This window comes from Mesorhizobium sp. M7A.F.Ca.US.008.03.1.1 (genome assembly GCF_003997495.1).
GTDB lineage: Bacteria > Pseudomonadota > Alphaproteobacteria > Rhizobiales > Rhizobiaceae > Mesorhizobium.
Genome location: NZ_RZRU01000008.1, coordinates 106,738 through 122,885 on the forward strand (window position 1 = coordinate 106,738; position 16,148 = coordinate 122,885).

Consider the following 16,148-nt stretch of genomic DNA (forward strand, 5'->3'; position numbering starts at 1 on the left):
AATGATTGCGCCTGCCGGCAGCGTTGACCGCATTGCTGCGGCGCTTCACGCCAACGGCCTTGTTCTTCGTGGCGGGTTCAATTTTGCTCCAGTCGATGCGCCGCCAACGGGATCATCGGGTGCGCCGGCAGCGGCCCTCCTGCTGGTAGGGCAGGCGGGCGCGGCACCCTGGCCGCATTTCCTGCGTTGGCGGGAGCAACAGCCACAGGCAATCACCAATCCACTCGACACATGGTCGCACGAAGTGATCGGCGCCGTGGCGGAGACATTCGGGGCGAGGGCCGTTTCGCCTTCCGACAAGCCTTATCTGCCGTTCCAGCAATGGGCGATGCGGGCGGAGGGGCTGAAGCCGTCGCCGCTCGGCATCCTCATGCATCCGCACTACGGGCTATGGCATGCCTATCGCGGTGCGCTGCTGTTCGACGACGAGCTTCCGGTTCAAGCCGCTGAGTCGGGGCCTCATCTTTGCGACAGCTGCGTCGAGAAACCTTGCCTGAAATCCTGCCCGGTCGAGGCCTATTCCGCGCAAGGATTCGCTTATCAATCCTGCCTGGCGCATGTGCGGGGAGCGAATGGCGAACCCTGCCGCAGCGGCGGTTGCCTTGATCGCAATGCCTGTCCCTATGGGACGGCCTATCGCTATCCGCCGGAGGTCCAAGGGTTTCACATGGCAAGCTTTGCGGCGGTGGACCTAATCGAAACGCAGCCCTGATCCGGGCAGTAGCTTGACGGCTGACGGCAGCAAGCCTATTCATCAAGTCATCTGATGACTTGATGAATAGGCCGATGCAACCTGCTACCAGAACCAATCTCACCGACAGCGCCACCAGCAGCCTGCGTGCGGAGATCGTCAGCGGCCGCTGGGGCGTCGGCGAGCGTATTCCCAATGAGGCGGCCCTGACCGATCTTTTGTCGGTCAGCCGCGGCACGGTGCGCGAGGCGGTGCGGGTGCTGGTCTCGCAGGGATTGCTGGATACGCGCCAGGGCTCGGGCACCTATGTGCGCTCCGCCGTCGATACCTCTGCCGCGCTCGACCGGGTCAAACGCAGCGGTCTGCGCGATCAGTGGGAGGCGCGGGCAGCGCTGGACCTCGAGGCCGCGCGGCTTGCCGCCTTGCGCCACACGCCGGCCGATCTCGAGCGGATGCGGCAACTGCTTGCCGAACGCGGCACCGTCGCGGACGGCGGAAGCGATGCCTTCATCCGGCGCGATCTCGCTTTCCACAAATCGGTCGTCGGAGCGTCCGGCAACAAAGCGATGATGGAGCTCTACGACTTCTTCACCGCCGCCATCACCGAGACCATCCATGCCACCATCGACGGCGATCTGCCAGAACCGGACCACCAGGCACATGCGGCAATCGTCGACGCCATTGCCGCGAGCGATCCCGAGCGCGCCGTTGCCGCCGTCCGCGCCTTCATGGCGCCGGTGCTTGCCCAACTTGAAAGACTGCTTTCGCAATGAACCAGAGTTTCCGTCAGTCTGACCCGAAGCCGCAATCCGGGGCCATCCAGGGGCTAGAGCTTATCGATGCGGAAGCCGACAGCCTGCCTGTGCCGCAGCCGCCTGATCTGCGCAGCCGTGTCGCGCGTGTCGTGCTCGGCGCGAGCCTTGTGCTGATCGCCTTCAACCTGCGGCCGCTGTTTTCCAGCCTGTCGGTGCTGTTGCCCGAGGTGATGCAGGCAACCGGGCTGTCGACGACCGGCGCCAGCCTGCTGACGACGCTGCCCGTCCTGTGCCTCGGTCTGTTCGCGCCCTTCGCGCCGAAACTGGCCCAACGCTATGGAGCCGAGCGCACCTTGCTTGGCGCGCTCGCGCTGCTGGTTCTGGGAACTGGGCTGCGCTGGTTCGAATCGGTTCCGTTGCTGTTTGTCGCCACCTTTCTGGCCGGCGCTGCCATTGCCATCGGCAACGTGCTGCTGCCCGGCTTGGTGAAGCGCGATTTCGCCGACAGGGCCGCTGTCATGACCGGGCTCTACACCATGGCGCTCTGCGCTGGCTCGGCCGCCGCCGCCGGCTTCACGCTGCCGATCGAGCATTTTGTCACGGGTTCATGGTCGGGAGCGCTCGCGGCCTGGGCGGTGCCGACGCTGGTCGTGCTGTTGATCTGGATTCCGCAGGCGTTGGGCAGCCGTCGGCGGGTGAGCCATCAAGGGTTTCGCGTCGTCGGGCTTTGGCGCGATCGCCTGGCCTGGCAGGTGACACTGTTCATGGGCCTGCAGTCGGCGCTTGCCTATTGCATCTTCGGCTGGCTGGCGCCGATCCTGCGCGAGCGCGGCTTCGATGCGGCCACCGCCGGCGCCATGGTTTCGGTGTCGGTGATGGCGCAGGTCATCACCTGCCTCGCCGTGCCGTCTTTTGCGATGCGGCTGAAGAACCAGCGCGGCATCAATGTGGCGCTCGTCGCCACCGCAGTGATTGCGCTGCTCGGCATTCTCTTCGCACCGACCTCGACGGTGCTGTTCTGGGCGGTCCTGCAAGGCATCGGGCAGGGTGGCCTGATTGCGGCTGCCATGAGCTTGATCGTGCTGCGTTCGCCGGATCCGCATGTCGCCGCGCATCTTTCAGGCATGGCGCAAGGCGTCGGCTATGTGCTGGCGGCATCTGGCCCGTTGCTGGTGGGTCTGATCCGTGGCTGGACCGGTAGTTTTTCGGCGTCGGCCCTGCTATTCGTCGCGCTCGGGCTTGGCGCCGCCATCATGGGGCTCGGTGCCGGCCGCGCGCTGCATGTGGGCGCACGGACCGTGCGAGTCGACGACTGATAGCGCGTCACGCAATCCTGTCAGGTTCAGGGAACGCCTTGCCGTATCGGCTTGGCCGGATATGTATCGCGCATCAATCGAACGGAGTGGGCGATGACGAAACAGGATCTTCAGATCAAGACCAGGGATGGCGTTGCCAAAGCAGGGCTTTTCCGCTCGGCAAACACATCTCCGGCCAAGGCCGGCGTCATTCTCTATCAGGACGCCTTCGGTCCGCGGCCGGCGCTCGACAGTATGGCCGAGCGGTTGGCGAATGAAGGCTATGCGGTGCTGGTGCCGGACCTGTTCTACCGCAATGCACCCTATGGGCCGTTCGACGCCAAGACCGCCTTCGCCGAGGAAAAGACCAAAATCCCGCTGATGGCGCTGGTCACCGGCACGACGCAGGACATGACCATCAGCGACAGCGGTGCGTTCCTCGATGCGCTTGCGGCGGAAGGAATCACTGGGCCGATCGGCACGGTCGGATATTGCATGGGTGGCGGCCGGGCACTGAATGCCGCCGCAACCTATCGCGACAGGATAAGGGCGGCGGCAAGCTTCCATGGCGGCAATCTAGCCAGCGACGCCGCCGACAGCCCGCATCGCAAGGCAGCCTCCATCAAGGCGCGCGTCTATGTCGGCACGTCCGGCGTCGACAGGAGTTTCCCCCCGGAACAGTCGGCGCGGCTGGCCGAGGCGCTCAGGGTCGCGGAAGTCGACCACGTCATCGAGAACTATGCCGGCATGGCGCATGGCTGGTGCGTACCCGATCATAGCGTTTTCAATGCCGCCGGCGCGGAACGCCACTGGAAGCGATTGACGACGCTGTTTGCCGAAACACTAATCTGAGCCCCCGTTCGGCTGTTCTTGCCTGTTGGCGGCCCGTTCCGTTCGCGCTATCAGGCAGCACAAGTGGCGCGACCGCAAATGAGCCGGTCGAGCGGGAACGAACAGCCTGATGCAATTCTATGATGTCGTGATCATCGGTGCGGGTGCCGCCGGAATGATGTGCGCCGTGGAGGCGGCCAAGCGCGGCCGTTCGGTCCTGATCCTCGATCATGCGGCATTGCCTGGCGAGAAGATCCGCATCTCCGGCGGAGGCCGGTGCAACTTCACCAACATCCATGCCAGCCCGAAGAATTTTCTCTCGGGCAATCCGCATTTCTGCATTTCGGCGCTCAGCCGCTATACGCAGCGCGATTTCATCGCCCTCGTCGAACGCCATCGCATCGCCTATCACGAAAAGACGCTGGGACAGCTGTTCTGCGACGGCTCGGCACGCCAGATCATCGACATGCTGGTCTCGGAAATGCAGGGCAGGGGCGTGGAGCTGGCGCTCTCGACCAAGGTTGAGGATGTCCGCAAAACCGAGGAGGGGTTTGTGCTCGGCCTCTCCACCGGCACAATTAGCTGCCAGTCCTTGGTCGTGGCCTGCGGCGGCAAGTCGATCCCCAAGATCGGGGCGACCGGTTTCGGCTACGAGCTTGCCGAACGGTTCGGCCTTGCCATTGTCGAAACGCGGCCGGCGCTGGTGCCGCTGACCTTCGACGCAAACACTCTGGAGCGGCTGGCGCCGCTGGCCGGCAACGCCGTCGACGCGGAAGTCGCCTGCGGCAAGACGCGGTTTTCCGAAGCGATGCTGTTCACGCATCGCGGCGTCAGCGGACCGTCCATCCTGCAGATTTCTTCCTATTGGCGCGAGGGCGATGAAATCCGCATCGCCATGCTGCCTGGGGTTGACGTGGCGGACCTCATTCGTACCGCCAAGCGCGGCAATGGGCGGCAAGCGGTGCAGACGGTGCTGGCAAACCATCTGCCGAAGCGGCTCGCACAGTCGATCGCCGAGCGCACCGGGATCGACGGCAACCTCGCCGATCTTTCCGACGCCCAGATCAGAACTGTCGCCGCCGCGGTCAATGACTGGCGCATCAAGCCTGCCGGTTCAGAGGGCTACCGCACCGCCGAAGTGACGCTCGGCGGGGTCGACACCAACGGACTCGACCAGAAGACGATGGAGGCGAAATCCGTGCCGGGCCTTTTTGTCATTGGCGAAGCCGTCGATGTCACGGGCTGGCTGGGCGGCTATAATTTCCAGTGGGCGTGGTCGTCGGGCTGGGTGGCGGGGCAGGCGGCCTAGACTTACGTCCTTGGCTTCGCCCCGGCAACCGCAGGCGCCTTCTTCTTCTTTTTGGCGTGGTTGTAATCGATGGCCGCACGGACGAGTTCTTTTAAAGCGCTCTCATTCAGCGTGTCGCCCTCGAACACATCGATAGCCCGCCACACCTTGCCGCCAAAACCATTGTTGAACAGTCTGTCGGGGTCCGGCAGGCTGGCGCCATGGGAAAAGGTGAGCTTCACCTTATCCTTGTGGGCGTTGCCGACCACGATGTTCCCGTCGAGGCACCATACCGGGCTGCCCATCCACTTCCACTCCTCGACGATATCCGGGTCGGCTGCAAGGATGGTCTTGCGGATGCCGGCGAGCATTTCGCCGCGCCAGTCCGAGAGGCCGGCGATCAGCTGGTCGATCTGTTGCGAGGGGGTCATTGGGTGTCTCCTGTGCCTCAATGCGTTCAACCGCTGCCTGTCACCAGCGCGCCAGTTGGGTGATCTGAACGAGGTTGCCGCAGCTGTCGTTCAGCTGGGCGATGGTCGAGCCGGTCACCTCGGTCGGCGGCTTGATAAACGCGCCGCCTTTCGCCTTGATGCGCTCGTAGTCGCCCTTGACGTCGTCGGTGAAGAACATGACCGCGGGCTGACCCTGCTTGAAGATGGCTTCCTGATAGGCCTTGGCGGCCGGGTTGTCGTTCAGCGCGAGCTGCAACTCGGTTCCATCAGGCTCTTCGGCCGAGGCCACGGTCAGCCAGCGAAAAGCTCCGTTGCTGAAATCGGCCTTTTTGGTGAAGCCCAGCACGTCGGTGTAGAAGCGCAGTGCGTTTTCCTGGTTGTCCACATACACGCTGGTCAGCTTGATCTTCATCGCTACTTCTCCTCTGTCGTCTTCGGTCCCGCCCTTTCGGCAGGAAAGAATTTGAATTTTTGCTCGCAGTCGTCGCTGCGGCCGCTACGGGATCCAGCCGGGCAGGGCGGCGGCCTGCTTGATCCATTCCGCCATCCGCGCTTCGTCAAACTGGTCGTCTTCGCGGATGTCAATCCAGCGCACATCCTTGCTCTTCGCCGTGCCGCCGGGCGGTATCGGCCGCAGCGACATGCCGCTGAAGAAGGTCACCTTCACGTACTGGGTGAAGACATGAAACGACACGAACCAGCCTTGGCCTTCGATGCCGTAGAAGGGCGAGTTCCATCGCACGGCCTTGCGCACATCAGGCACGTTGCGCACGATGAGCGCGTCGAGGCGCTCGCCCAGGCCACGCTTCCAGCCAGGCATCGCAGCGATATACGCCTGCACCGGGCTGTCGCCGTCACCCTTGGCGATTTGCGGGTTGCCGCCCGAGAGCAGCACTGGCGCGGCCTTGGCCTTGGTCGATTGTCCCTGTGTCCTGGCCATTCTGCCCACTCCTATCCGCCGGCACGCTGCGCGCCGCGGCCCTTGGCGACATAGGGCAGCACGAACATGTACAGGCCGCTGAACAGCAGCAGGAAGAGCGGCAGGAGCGGCGAGTAGACCACCCAGGCGGGAGGCTGCCCGAATGCCATGGTGACGAAGTTGGCGATGACGGTCAGCGTAAAGACGATCGACAGCCAGCGATGAATTTGCCGAACCCACATGTTCCAGTCCAATAGCTCCTCCTGTCAAAACAGCCGACGCGGACCACTGATCCGCACCGGCGGGTTTCAATCTATCCGCGCCAGGACCTGACTCAGATTCGTAAAGTACTGCCGCCACCCGCTCGCCGCGCCCCGATACGCCTGCTCCTGATCCGGCCGGAAGCCGGACTGTTCCATACGCAACCGGGTGCCCGTGCTGGTCGGCAGGAGAGTCCAGGTGACGACACTTTCAAGGCCATAGGCCTGCCACGTGTAGGACAGTGTCTTGTTCAGCTCGACGGCTGTTACCTGACAGTCGATAACAATGCTCACGTCAGGTTGCGGTTCCTTTCGCAGATTGAAACGGTGGTCCACGACTGGCTTGAAGTCGTTCTTCATCAGCCATTCCTCGATCAGATGCGGCTGGGTCAGCGCGCGCCAGATTTTTTCCGGCGGATAGGGGATCTCACGTTCGACGATGACGGAGCGCGTTTCGGTCGCGATGTTGGTCATTGGTCCATTCTTTTGAGCAAATTTTCGAGGTCGTCGAACCGGCTCTGCCAGAAGGCATTCATCTGGTTCGTCCAGTCGGTCAGTGGGGAAAGTGCCGCGAGTTGGGCGCTATAATGGTTCTGCCGTCCCTCATGGCGGTCGCGCACCAGCCCGGCTTGCTTGAGCACGCCGAGATGCTTCGACACCGCCGGCTGAGAGACCCCTGATTGAGCCGTCAGGGCACCGACCGTCTGCTCGCCTTGCTGGCATAGGCGCTCGAAGATCGCGCGACGCGTCGGATCGGAGAGCGTTCTGAAGAGGACATCGTGAGCGTTCGTCATCTGGGATCAATAACCCGGTGGCTATTGATTGACGTATAACCACCGAGGTATGGATGTGTCAAGCGGGGTGTTGGCGGTCACGATTCGGCGGTTTCCAAAAAAATCTTTCCATTGCCCCAAGGATTAGCCATTAGCCTTCGTCCAACAGGCAAATGATGGCGATGATGCTGGATGAGAGCGAAGCCTCCGACGCCGAACTGATCGGGCGGGCGAAGGGCGGAGACAGGAGGGCCTTCAGCACATTGCTGGAGCGTCACTACGACTTCGTCTATCGCGCCGCCTATCGCTGGTGCGGCAGGAAGGCCGATGCCGAAGACATTGCCCAGGAAGTCTGTGTCCGGCTGGGCAAGGCGATCCGCGACTATCGCGGCGGCGCCGCTTTCACGACATGGCTCTATTCCGTGACCCTGAACGCCGCGCGCGACATGATGCGAAAGACCGCGCGCGAGACGGTCAAGACCGAGGCCTATGGCGTCCATGCCTTGATCTCGGGTGAGGCTTTCGCCGAACCGGAAGACCCGGCCGAAGCGCTGTGGGCAGCGGTGCGGCAATTGCCGGACAAGCAGCGCGACGCGGTGCTGCTGGTCTATGGCGAAGGGTTGAGCCACGCGGCCGCCGCCGAGGCGATGGCGATCTCGGAGACGACGGTTTCCTGGCACATCCATGAAGCGAAGAAACGGCTGAAGACGCTGATGCGCTCGGCCGGGGAAGTGTGACCATGGTCGACGACAACGAACTCAACAGATTGCGCGATATAGCGGCGCCGGCGCCCGCCCAGGATGCCAAGGCCCGCGCCTTCGAGGCCGCCCTGCGCGCCTACGATCAGGAAAATATTTCTGCCGTTACCCAAGGATCGGTTGGCGGGCTTCGTCTCACAGAGCGAGCACAAAAGCTCTGGAGCGAGATCATGCAAAAGAAACTCATTGCCACGCCGGCCCTTGCTGGGCTCGTCGCCCTGCCGATCGCCGGATACGCCACCTTCCATCTGCTGAGGGAACAGCCGCCGAAATTCGGCGGCGACGAGAAAATCACCGAGACGCTTGCCGACAAGCCGGCGGCGGTGAAGCCAACGACCGCTCAGCCGAAGCCGGCTCCGACCGGGCTGGAGAAGGACAAGAAGGCCGACGCCGATGTGGAAAGCCGCGACGCCACCGATGCGCTTGTGGCGCCAGCTTCGCCGTCGAAATCCGAATCGACCGTCGCCGGCGGTGCGGCACAGCAGGAATCGGCGACGGGCGCTCCCCGCCAGGATGCCGCCGGCGCCGGAAGGTTGATCACGAACATTGCACCTCCTGCGCCAGCCCCGACGGGCGAGTTTGCGCTGGACGGCACCACAAGCGCGCCCAGCACCTCCCGGGCCGCCCGCATGCCGGCCGAGTCCAAGCTGATGGTGCAGCCGCCGTCGACCTTGCCGGCCGACCAGATGCAGCCGCAACCGGAAAACCGCGACCGCATCGAGGATTTCAAGACCAATCCGGTGCATGCAGCACTAGAAGATCCGGTCTCGACCTTCTCGATCGATGTCGACACAGCCTCCTATTCCTTCGTGCGCAGCTCGTTGAAGCAGGGCTATCTGCCGCAGGCCGATACGGTGCGCCTCGAGGAGATGATCAACTACTTCCCCTATGACTGGAAGGGTCCGGAGTCGGCTTCGACGCCGTTCAACTCGACCGTCAGCGTCATGCCGACGCCTTGGAACACGCAGACCAGGCTGATGCACGTCGCCATCAAGGGGTTTGACGTCAAGCCGGCCGAGCAGCCAAAGGCCAATCTGGTCTTCCTGATCGATGTCTCGGGTTCGATGGACGAGCCGGACAAGCTGCCGCTGCTCAAATCGGCTTTCCGGCTGCTGGTCAGCAAGCTGAGGGCCGACGACACCATCTCGATCGTCACCTATGCCGGTGACGCCGGCACAGTGCTGGAGCCGACCAAGGCAGCCGAAAAGGACAAGATTCTCGGTGCCATCGACAATCTGACGCCCGGCGGCAGCACGGCCGGCGAGGCGGGTATCAAGGAGGCCTACAGGCTGGCGCAAAAGTCCTTCGTCAAGGATGGCGTCAATCGGGTGATGCTCGCCACCGACGGCGACTTCAATGTTGGTCAGACTGATGACGACGATTTGAAGCGGTTGATCGAAAGCGAGCGCAAGACCGGTGTCTTCCTGTCGGTGTTTGGTTTCGGCCGCGGCAATCTGAACGACCAGATGATGCAGACCATCGCACAGAACGGCAACGGCACCGCCGCCTATATCGACACGCTGGCCGAGGCCGAGAAGGTGCTGGTCGAGGATGCGTCCTCGACACTGTTCACCATCGCCAAGGACGTGAAGATCCAGGTCGAGTTCAACCCGAACAAGGTCTCGGAATATCGCCTGATCGGCTACGAGACCAGGGCGTTGAACCGCGAGGATTTCAACAATGACCGCGTCGATGCCGGCGATATCGGCTCGGGCCATTCCGTCACCGCGATCTACGAGATCACACCAAAGGGCAGCGGCGGCGAGCAGATCGATCCGCTGCGCTACGGCCAGGCGTCGGTGGACAATGGCGGTGTCGCCAATGCGGGCGAATATGCCTTCGTCAAGATCCGCTACAAGCTGCCGAATGAAGACGTCTCGAAGCTGATCACCACGCCGGTGACTTCGGCCAACGAGATTTCGTCCTTCGACCAGGCCAGCACCGACCAGCGCTTCTCCGTCGCGGTCGCGGCCTTCGGCCAGAAGCTGCGCGACGAGGACGCGACCGCGAAGTTCGGTTACGACAAGATCATGGAGATTGCCACTGCCGCTCGAGGAGCCGACCCGTTTGGGTACAGGTCCGAGTTTCTCTCGCTAGTGCGCCTTGCCTCGGCGCTGGGCGGTAACCGGTAGTGGTGATGACGGCCGGTTTCTTTCAGATGGGATCGTTCTGACAGGGGAAACCGACCTACGGGCGGGTGAGGCAGGCCGGCGAGGGGTTCATTCCCTTGCCGGCCTTTTTCGGAGAATCTCCGGGTCGTTAAATTGCGCCGCATTTCCGGTACCGGATCGCAACCCCCTCCTTGTTACACAGGACGGGTGTACTGGGCTTGAGGGAGCCGGAATTGCAGATCAGGATTATCGCCAACCCGGCACCGCCGGCACGGGACGCCTCGGCGGCTTCATCTGGCCCATCATCGGAATCCAGGCGTATCAGCGATGATGTTGCGCAGGCGCGCCACACCGCCCTGTCGGCGCTGACCAACGACCGCTTTCGCGTCATGCTGGAACAGATCACCGACCCCAGCGCTTCGGGCGCGCTTATGACGATGCGCGGCGACAATGTGGTCGACTTCAAGTCGGCGCTGTCGAGCTACGCCGATAACAGCGAATAATCGAAAACCGATGGGGTCAGGCCCGGCTGCGGCGGCGCTCGCGGCGGGCTTCGCTGGTCTCGGCGGTGTTTTCCGTCGCGACCTTGTTGCGCATCGGACCGATGCGCTCGACGATCGCTGAAACCGTCGGACGATCCGCTCTGGTGTGGGCGTCGAGCGCCTTGCGCATTGCGGCAAGGTGCTGGAACGAGGTGCCGCAGCAGCCGCCGATGATCTTTGCACCGCTATCGACGGCGAGGCGCACATAGTCGGCCATCAGTTCGGGTGTGCCGGAATAATGGATTTCGGTGCCGCGGAATTCGGGAATGCCGCAATTGCCCTTGACGATCACCGTCGCTTCCGGCTTCGCCTCGGTCATGTCGAGCAGCGAGGCCAGGATGTCGGATGCGCCGACACCGCAATTGGCACCAACGCCGAGCGGTGCCTGCGACAGCCCGTCGGTGACGCCGTGGATATCCTTCGGCAGCAAACCCATCATTGTGCGGCCGGCAGTGTCAAAGGAACCGGTGTAGGTGTAGGGCAGACCGACGCGGATGGCAGCCTCGGCGGCGGCCCGGATCTCGTCTGGAGCCGACATCGTCTCGATCCAGGCGACTTCGGCGCCGCCTTCCTTGAGACCCTCAATCTGCTCGGCGAAGGCGTCGACCGCCTCGTCATAGGTCATGGCGCCAAGCGGCACCAGCAATTCGCCGGTCGGGCCGACCGAACCGGCGACGATGACCTTGCGGCCGGCTCTGTCGGCGACGGCGCGCGCAAGTTCGGCGGCGCGCTTGTTCAAAGCATGCACGCGATCCTGCGCATGATGAAGCTTCAAGCGGTGACGGGTGCCGCCGAACGAGTTGGTGAGGATGATGTCGGCGCCGGCATCGACGAAATTCTGGTGCAGGCTGGTGATGGTGTCGGGCGCCGTCTCGTTCAGCAGCTCGGGTGCCTCGCCAGCCTCCAGACCCATGGCGAACAGATTGGTGCCGGTGGCGCCATCGGCCAGCAGCACGCCCTTTTCAGCCAGCAGCGCATCGATCGGGTTGGTGGTCGTCATCGGATTGGCCTTCATGTTTCGAATTCAAATAAGGATATAAAGAAGTCTTTATGTGTAGTCAATGAAATAGCGGCAGCGCGGCCACCAATGCGGAGGCCGGTTTCTGTCCGAGGGATCATCGTTGCCAGAGATCAGACAGTGCCGGTTGGGAACGACATGCCGGCCAGCCTGTGCGCGAAGCCGGACGCCTCGTGCGCATTGATGTCGGCGGCCCGGATCAGATTGTCGAAGTGCTGGATCAGCGTCTGGATCGGCTGGGTGGCGTTGAGCACCAGATACATGTCGCCGACATAGATGGCGGCGCGATAGGGACCGAAGATGGTGTAGGGGATCGAATAGCGCATCCGCCCGTCATAGAGAAACAGCCGGAAGGTCGGGTAGAGGTCGTCGAGCAGCGTCGCCATGTGCAGCAGCTGGGCGCGCCGGTCGGCTTCCGGGAAACGGTCCCAGACACCCAGCCCGCGGGCAAAGATCTCCAGCGTGTGGCGCGGCATGCAGACTTCCATGTCGGTTTCCGGCCGCCTGTTGTAGTCGATGCGGTATTGGGTTTCGCCGGCCTGCGCTAGGCGGCTCTTGTTGGTGATGCCGGCTTCGTAGTCGACCAGCGCCTCGGTGCGCAGAAGATCGGGAATGCCGGCAGGCACGTAGCGGATCTTGGTGCCGGCCGCCTCGGCATGCCATTTGGCCAGCAGCGTGCGGTCGAAACCGTCCGGTGCCTCCTCGATCTCCAGGCTCTCGCGGATTTCGCCGGTGAGACCCTCGTCCTGGCTGAGGCCGAGAAGCCAATCGAGCGACACTTTGAACTCGGCGGCGATGTTGAGCAGCGTTTCGGCGCGAGGCAGGCGCGTCGAGGCGCCCGACAGCAGTTGCGATAGCGCCGAGCGGTCGATGCCGACCGCGGTCGCGAAGGCCGACTGGTTCAGGTCGGAGCGTGTCAAGAGCATTTTCAGCCGTTCGCGGAAGATCGTCGACAGGTCGCGCTTGTCCATGTGCGTGCTCCACCTGGATTGAGGAAAAATTTGCGCCGAAGCCGCGCGGAGGGCTGCGCCAGGCGTAAATGAATCCCTAAGTCTGTTTACAATGTATAACATGTGCGGTTAGAAATGCGCAATCGCAACAGTTTGTGCACTTTGTCTCGTTGAGTGGAATCATTTCTCCTGACACTATGCTGTCAGGAGCCAATTGGGGTTCCGGCGACTGAGGGACAGTGGTCGATAGCATGACGAGCCAGAGCATCAGGCGACACAGCGTACCGGCCATCGAGTGGCCTACCGTGGTTCTCGCTTTCTTCTGTTACGCGGCATGGTTCGCCACCGGTTTCCTGCTCTGGCCCACCTATCCCGTCCTGGCGCTCGCCGTCCTCGCCTTCACCGCCGCATTGCAGTCGTCGATCATGCACGAAGTGCTGCACGGTCATCCGACACGCAACGCGTGGGTCAATGAAGCCTTTGTATTCCTGCCGATCGGTCTGGTCTGGCCGTTCCGCCGTTTCAAGACAATCCATCTGCGTCACCACGCCGACGAGCGGCTGACCGACCCGCTCGATGACCCTGAAAGCTATTATCAGGCGCTCTGGCAGCATGAGGAGCTGCCGCCGACGATGAAATTCCTGCTCAAGATCAACAACACCATGGCAGGCCGCTTCGTGCTCGGCCCGTGGCTGTCCTGCGTCGGCTTCTTCATCGACGATGCCAAACAGGTGATCGCCGGCGACAAGGCGATCCGCAAGGCCTGGCTGCTGCATGCGATCGGGCTGGCTGTCGTGCTGCCGATCGTCCAGTTCGGCTTCGGCATCCCGCTGTGGCTTTACATTCTGGTGCCGGTCTGGCTCGGCCAGTCGCTGATCTCGATCCGTACGTTCGCCGAGCATCAATGGTCAGAACATCCGGAAGGCCGCACGGTGATCGTCGAGCGCTCGCCGCTGTCGTTCCTGTTTCTCAACAACAATCTGCACTTCGTCCATCACAAGACCCCGACCGTGGCCTGGTACAAGCTGCCCAAGCTGTTTCGTGACCGCCGTGAGGAATGGCTGCGGATGAACAATGGCTATGCCTATCCGAACTATTTCGCGCTGATCAAAGCCTATGCGTTCAAGGCAAAGGAGCCGATTGTGCATCCGGCGTTGCGGCGTGCGCCGGAGCCGGGCAGGGCCTTCAAGCCGCGCATCAGGGCGCGCAGCATCAGCGGGCTCGGCAGTGCGCCGGTTCCCGCCGAGCCGCCGAAGGAATAATTCCCGGTCTACTCGGAATCCATGTCGGCCAATTCTGACTGGACGCCGCGTTTTCGCGATCCTTTTTCCAGACATGATGATTTGATATCGGCATGAGTGAATTGGTAGCGGCGTTGCCGATGTATGATTGGCCTGAAGTGCGCGATGAAGTCGACGCGCAATGGGCGCGGTTGCGCGATGCTTTCCGGGAAAAGGGCATCGACGCACCGCAATCCGTCGTACGGCGCAATGGTGACCTGCCGCCGGTGCCGGGCGGAGTTCGTGATGCTGAGGGGAAACTCGTTGCGCCCGATCCCGCGACATTGCCGCCGGATGAATTCGATTTCCATAGATTATGGCTGCATCCGGCGCTGCTGTTCGCGCAGACCTGCTGGGGGCCGATGGAACTTGGCCTTTCCAGGCACGTGCAGGTGATCGGCCAGCCCAGTTACGACGCCTATGAAGGCGGGCAGGGCGAGCTCTATTCGAGCGCTCTGGTGATGCGGAGAAGCGAGGGGCCGGAAGTTCGATCGCCTGCGGATGGCAGCGCTCTCATCCCGCTCGATCTGATCCGCGGCAAGCGCTTCACCTTCAACAGCCTCGATTCCATGTCGGGTACCATTGCGCTGACGCGCGACCTGCGAGCGGCCGGCGAAGGCTTGGACATCTTTTCAACGCGTAGCGAAAGCGGAGGCCATCGCAGCTCGATCATCGCCGTCGCGGAGCGCAAGGCCGATGTCGCAGCGATCGACTGCGAGAGCTGGGCGCTGGCGCAACGCTTCGAGCCGGCGGCGAAAAAGGTGGCGGTCGTCGGCTGGACCGGGCGGCGCAAAGGCCTACCTTACATCACCGCCGCAGCGACGCCGGAAAAGACGGTCAAGGCGCTGCGTGAGGCCATTGCCGGACTAACCGAGCAGCCTCGTATCCAACGGGTAGGTTGAGAGCTGTTCGTTGCCGGTCTCGCTGATCAGGATCTGTTCCTCGATCTTGACGCCTTCGCGCCCGCCAAGCCGGCCGATATAGCTTTCCACGCACAGCACCATGCCCGGTTCCAGCACGCCGTCCGGCGTGTCCGATGTCCAGTCGCTGGCATGCGGCAAGGTCGGGTATTCGTCCGCCAGTCCGACGCCGTGATAGAGCACGCCATAGCGCGTCGGGAAGCAGTCACCCGGCGGCACGGCCGAGCGTTCGACGAGGTCGCGAAACGAGATGCCGGACTGCATCAGAGCCGTGTTGTGGGCGATCTGATCGGCGGCGATGCGGAACAGGTCGCGCTGTTCATCGGTCGGTGTTGTATCGCCGCACAGCCATGTGCGCGAGAGGTCGGCGCAGAAGCCGTAGGGGCCGATCAGGTCGGTGTCGAAGGCGACGAGATCGCCAGCCTCGATCTTGCGCGACGAGCATTCCTGGAACCACGGATTGGTGCGTGGGCCTGACGTCAGCAGCCGGGTCTCGATCCATTCGCCGCCGCGCGCGACGTTGCCGCGATGAAGCTCCGCCCATAGCTCGTTTTCGGAAATGCCCGGCTTCAGCGCCTGTTCCATCTCGCCCATCGCTGCCTCGCAAGCGACAATGGCGCGACGCATGGCGAGGATTTCGTCCGGCGATTTGATCAGCCGCGCATTCTCCATCACCGCTTCGCCATTGCCGATGGAAATGCCGAGGCGAGCCAGTTCCTCGACGCCTTCCGGGTTGATGTGGTCGACGGCGATGCGGCTGTTGCCGCCGCCATGTTGTTTCAACAGATCGGCGATCCCAGCTGCCCAGCGGCGGACTTTTTGCTCCGTCAGTTCGCCGCTATAGAGATACATCCACGATACCGCCGGCCGCACTTCGTCGACGACGCCGGAATGGTCGGACAAATGCTCGCAGGAAAAATAGTCGAACAGCACCACCGGCCCGTCGGTGGCGACAAAACAATGCCGCGTCGGGTTGTGCGCCACCCACAACTGCATGTTGGTGCTGTCGGTGGCGTAGCGGATGTTGACGGGGTCGTAGAGCATGGCGCCTGCATAGCCGCGCCGCTTCAACTCGGCGCGGATACGCTCCAGCCGGTATTGACGCATCGCGGGAAGATCGGGCGCGGCAATGCCTGCCGCGGCCCATTCAGCCTCAGCCTGCGCGCCATAGCCCAGCACATGCTGGTTGAGCGAAGCCGCCTTCTGGCGGGAGGCGTCGCGCAGGGCCTCGATCGAGCCTGGCTCGAACGGCATGATCTTGCGATGGCGGCCAAAGCTGCCCTTCGGCCCCGCGCTGTCCATGGT

At 63.0% G+C, this 16,148-nt stretch carries 19 protein-coding genes; 10 read left to right on the top strand and 9 right to left on the bottom strand.

Going from position 1 to position 16,148, the window contains the following annotated elements; genetic code table 11:
* Position 1: 1 nt before the first annotated feature.
* The 5 genes from EOA16_RS13225 to EOA16_RS13245 all read left to right on the top strand — a co-directional run bounded on the left by EOA16_RS13225 (position 2) and on the right by EOA16_RS13245 (position 4,881).
* A complete protein-coding gene (locus EOA16_RS13225) occupies positions 2-712 on the top strand; it encodes a 4Fe-4S dicluster domain-containing protein (protein ID WP_127258533.1) in 711 nt (236 codons plus the stop codon).
* Positions 713-786: 74 nt separating this feature from the next.
* The gene (locus EOA16_RS13230; RefSeq protein WP_127258535.1) at positions 787-1,464 is read left to right on the top strand and encodes a FadR/GntR family transcriptional regulator; all 678 of its coding nucleotides are present in this window, start codon (positions 787-789) and stop codon (positions 1,462-1,464) included.
* Positions 1,461-2,762 (top strand): MFS transporter, encoded by a 1,302-nt coding sequence (locus tag EOA16_RS13235; protein WP_127258537.1) that lies wholly within the window; start codon positions 1,461-1,463, stop codon positions 2,760-2,762. The genes EOA16_RS13230 and EOA16_RS13235 overlap by 4 nt, the downstream gene beginning before the upstream one ends.
* A 93-nt stretch (positions 2,763-2,855) precedes the next feature.
* Positions 2,856-3,593: a dienelactone hydrolase family protein gene (locus EOA16_RS13240; protein WP_127258539.1), complete on the top strand. Its 738-nt coding sequence runs from the start codon at positions 2,856-2,858 to the stop codon at positions 3,591-3,593.
* Positions 3,594-3,702: 109 nt separating this feature from the next.
* A complete protein-coding gene (locus tag EOA16_RS13245; protein WP_127258541.1) occupies positions 3,703-4,881 on the top strand; it encodes an NAD(P)/FAD-dependent oxidoreductase in 1,179 nt (392 codons plus the stop codon).
* Between the two features lie 2 nt (positions 4,882-4,883).
* On the opposite strand, the gene EOA16_RS13250 is transcribed toward EOA16_RS13245, so the two are convergent.
* The 6 genes from EOA16_RS13250 to EOA16_RS13275 form a co-directional block, all read right to left on the bottom strand.
* Positions 4,884-5,291, bottom strand: coding sequence for a DUF1801 domain-containing protein (locus EOA16_RS13250; RefSeq protein WP_127258543.1), 408 nt, complete (start codon positions 5,289-5,291; stop codon positions 4,884-4,886).
* A 40-nt stretch (positions 5,292-5,331) separates the two neighbouring features.
* Positions 5,332-5,724 (bottom strand): VOC family protein, encoded by a 393-nt coding sequence (locus EOA16_RS13255; RefSeq protein WP_127258545.1) that lies wholly within the window; start codon positions 5,722-5,724, stop codon positions 5,332-5,334.
* Positions 5,725-5,808: 84 nt separating this feature from the next.
* Complete coding sequence (locus EOA16_RS13260) at positions 5,809-6,252, bottom strand: DUF1801 domain-containing protein (protein WP_127258547.1); 444 nt, start codon at positions 6,250-6,252, stop codon at positions 5,809-5,811.
* Positions 6,253-6,263: 11 nt separating this feature from the next.
* Positions 6,264-6,485, bottom strand: a complete 222-nt coding sequence (locus tag EOA16_RS13265) for a hypothetical protein (protein WP_127258549.1) — start codon at positions 6,483-6,485, stop codon at positions 6,264-6,266.
* Between the two features lie 54 nt (positions 6,486-6,539).
* Complete coding sequence (locus EOA16_RS13270; protein WP_127258551.1) at positions 6,540-6,965, bottom strand: SRPBCC domain-containing protein; 426 nt, start codon at positions 6,963-6,965, stop codon at positions 6,540-6,542.
* On the bottom strand, positions 6,962-7,285 hold the full coding sequence (locus EOA16_RS13275; RefSeq protein ID WP_127258553.1) for a metalloregulator ArsR/SmtB family transcription factor: 324 nt from the start codon (positions 7,283-7,285) through the stop codon (positions 6,962-6,964). Before EOA16_RS13275 ends, EOA16_RS13270 begins: the two co-directional genes overlap by 4 nt.
* Positions 7,286-7,440: 155 nt before the next feature.
* Here EOA16_RS13275 and EOA16_RS13280 point away from each other — a divergent pair, with 155 nt between their 5' ends.
* From EOA16_RS13280 to EOA16_RS32620, 3 genes are all read left to right on the top strand, one after another.
* On the top strand, positions 7,441-8,001 hold the full coding sequence (locus tag EOA16_RS13280; protein WP_127258555.1) for an RNA polymerase sigma factor: 561 nt from the start codon (positions 7,441-7,443) through the stop codon (positions 7,999-8,001).
* Positions 8,002-8,003: 2 nt separating this feature from the next.
* Positions 8,004-10,154 (top strand): VWA domain-containing protein, encoded by a 2,151-nt coding sequence (locus EOA16_RS13285; protein WP_127258557.1) that lies wholly within the window; start codon positions 8,004-8,006, stop codon positions 10,152-10,154.
* A 212-nt stretch (positions 10,155-10,366) separates the two neighbouring features.
* On the top strand, positions 10,367-10,636 hold the full coding sequence (locus EOA16_RS32620) for a hypothetical protein (protein ID WP_164754247.1): 270 nt from the start codon (positions 10,367-10,369) through the stop codon (positions 10,634-10,636).
* A 16-nt stretch (positions 10,637-10,652) separates the two neighbouring features.
* Here the strand turns inward: EOA16_RS32620 and bmt are convergent, their stop codons facing one another.
* Together bmt and EOA16_RS13300 are read right to left on the bottom strand one after the other, a co-directional pair.
* Positions 10,653-11,675 (bottom strand): betaine--homocysteine S-methyltransferase, encoded by a 1,023-nt coding sequence (gene bmt / locus EOA16_RS13295; RefSeq protein WP_164754248.1) that lies wholly within the window; start codon positions 11,673-11,675, stop codon positions 10,653-10,655.
* A 131-nt stretch (positions 11,676-11,806) separates the two neighbouring features.
* Positions 11,807-12,664 (bottom strand): helix-turn-helix transcriptional regulator, encoded by an 858-nt coding sequence (locus EOA16_RS13300; RefSeq protein WP_023812292.1) that lies wholly within the window; start codon positions 12,662-12,664, stop codon positions 11,807-11,809.
* Between the two features lie 230 nt (positions 12,665-12,894).
* On the opposite strand from EOA16_RS13300, the gene EOA16_RS13305 reads away from it, so the two are divergent.
* Together EOA16_RS13305 and EOA16_RS13310 are read left to right on the top strand one after the other, a co-directional pair.
* Positions 12,895-13,905, top strand: coding sequence for a fatty acid desaturase (locus tag EOA16_RS13305; protein ID WP_164754249.1), 1,011 nt, complete (start codon positions 12,895-12,897; stop codon positions 13,903-13,905).
* A 92-nt stretch (positions 13,906-13,997) separates the two neighbouring features.
* Positions 13,998-14,825 (top strand): PhnD/SsuA/transferrin family substrate-binding protein, encoded by an 828-nt coding sequence (locus EOA16_RS13310; protein WP_127258561.1) that lies wholly within the window; start codon positions 13,998-14,000, stop codon positions 14,823-14,825.
* Here EOA16_RS13310 and EOA16_RS13315 read toward each other — a convergent pair.
* Positions 14,790-16,145 carry a Xaa-Pro peptidase family protein gene (locus EOA16_RS13315; protein WP_127258563.1) on the bottom strand — a complete coding sequence of 452 codons (1,356 nt, stop codon included), beginning with the start codon at positions 16,143-16,145 and terminating at the stop codon, positions 14,790-14,792. The genes EOA16_RS13310 and EOA16_RS13315 overlap by 36 nt on opposite strands.
* Between the last annotated feature and the right edge of the window lie 3 nt (positions 16,146-16,148).

Excerpts from the sequence above, each read along its gene's own strand:
- EOA16_RS13225 (WP_127258533.1), top strand. The coding sequence starts at position 2 with ATGATTGCGCCTGCCGGCAGCGTTGACCGCATTGCTGCGGCGCTTCAC.
- EOA16_RS13285 (WP_127258557.1), top strand. The coding sequence starts at position 8,004 with ATGGTCGACGACAACGAACTCAACAGATTGCGCGATATAGCGGCGCCG.
- EOA16_RS13275 (WP_127258553.1), bottom strand. The coding sequence starts at position 7,285 with ATGACGAACGCTCACGATGTCCTCTTCAGAACGCTCTCCGATCCGACG.
- EOA16_RS13315 (WP_127258563.1), bottom strand. The coding sequence starts at position 16,145 with ATGGACAGCGCGGGGCCGAAGGGCAGCTTTGGCCGCCATCGCAAGATC.
- EOA16_RS13240 (WP_127258539.1), top strand. The coding sequence starts at position 2,856 with ATGACGAAACAGGATCTTCAGATCAAGACCAGGGATGGCGTTGCCAAA.
- EOA16_RS13250 (WP_127258543.1), bottom strand. The coding sequence starts at position 5,291 with ATGACCCCCTCGCAACAGATCGACCAGCTGATCGCCGGCCTCTCGGAC.
- EOA16_RS13230 (WP_127258535.1), top strand. The coding sequence starts at position 787 with ATGCAACCTGCTACCAGAACCAATCTCACCGACAGCGCCACCAGCAGC.
- EOA16_RS13260 (WP_127258547.1), bottom strand. The coding sequence starts at position 6,252 with ATGGCCAGGACACAGGGACAATCGACCAAGGCCAAGGCCGCGCCAGTG.
- EOA16_RS13255 (WP_127258545.1), bottom strand. The coding sequence starts at position 5,724 with ATGAAGATCAAGCTGACCAGCGTGTATGTGGACAACCAGGAAAACGCA.
- EOA16_RS13300 (WP_023812292.1), bottom strand. The coding sequence starts at position 12,664 with ATGGACAAGCGCGACCTGTCGACGATCTTCCGCGAACGGCTGAAAATG.
- EOA16_RS13245 (WP_127258541.1), top strand. The coding sequence starts at position 3,703 with ATGCAATTCTATGATGTCGTGATCATCGGTGCGGGTGCCGCCGGAATG.
- EOA16_RS13280 (WP_127258555.1), top strand. The coding sequence starts at position 7,441 with ATGGCGATGATGCTGGATGAGAGCGAAGCCTCCGACGCCGAACTGATC.
- EOA16_RS13270 (WP_127258551.1), bottom strand. The coding sequence starts at position 6,965 with ATGACCAACATCGCGACCGAAACGCGCTCCGTCATCGTCGAACGTGAG.
- EOA16_RS13310 (WP_127258561.1), top strand. The coding sequence starts at position 13,998 with ATGAGTGAATTGGTAGCGGCGTTGCCGATGTATGATTGGCCTGAAGTG.
- bmt (WP_164754248.1), bottom strand. The coding sequence starts at position 11,675 with ATGACGACCACCAACCCGATCGATGCGCTGCTGGCTGAAAAGGGCGTG.
- EOA16_RS13305 (WP_164754249.1), top strand. The coding sequence starts at position 12,895 with ATGACGAGCCAGAGCATCAGGCGACACAGCGTACCGGCCATCGAGTGG.
- EOA16_RS13235 (WP_127258537.1), top strand. The coding sequence starts at position 1,461 with ATGAACCAGAGTTTCCGTCAGTCTGACCCGAAGCCGCAATCCGGGGCC.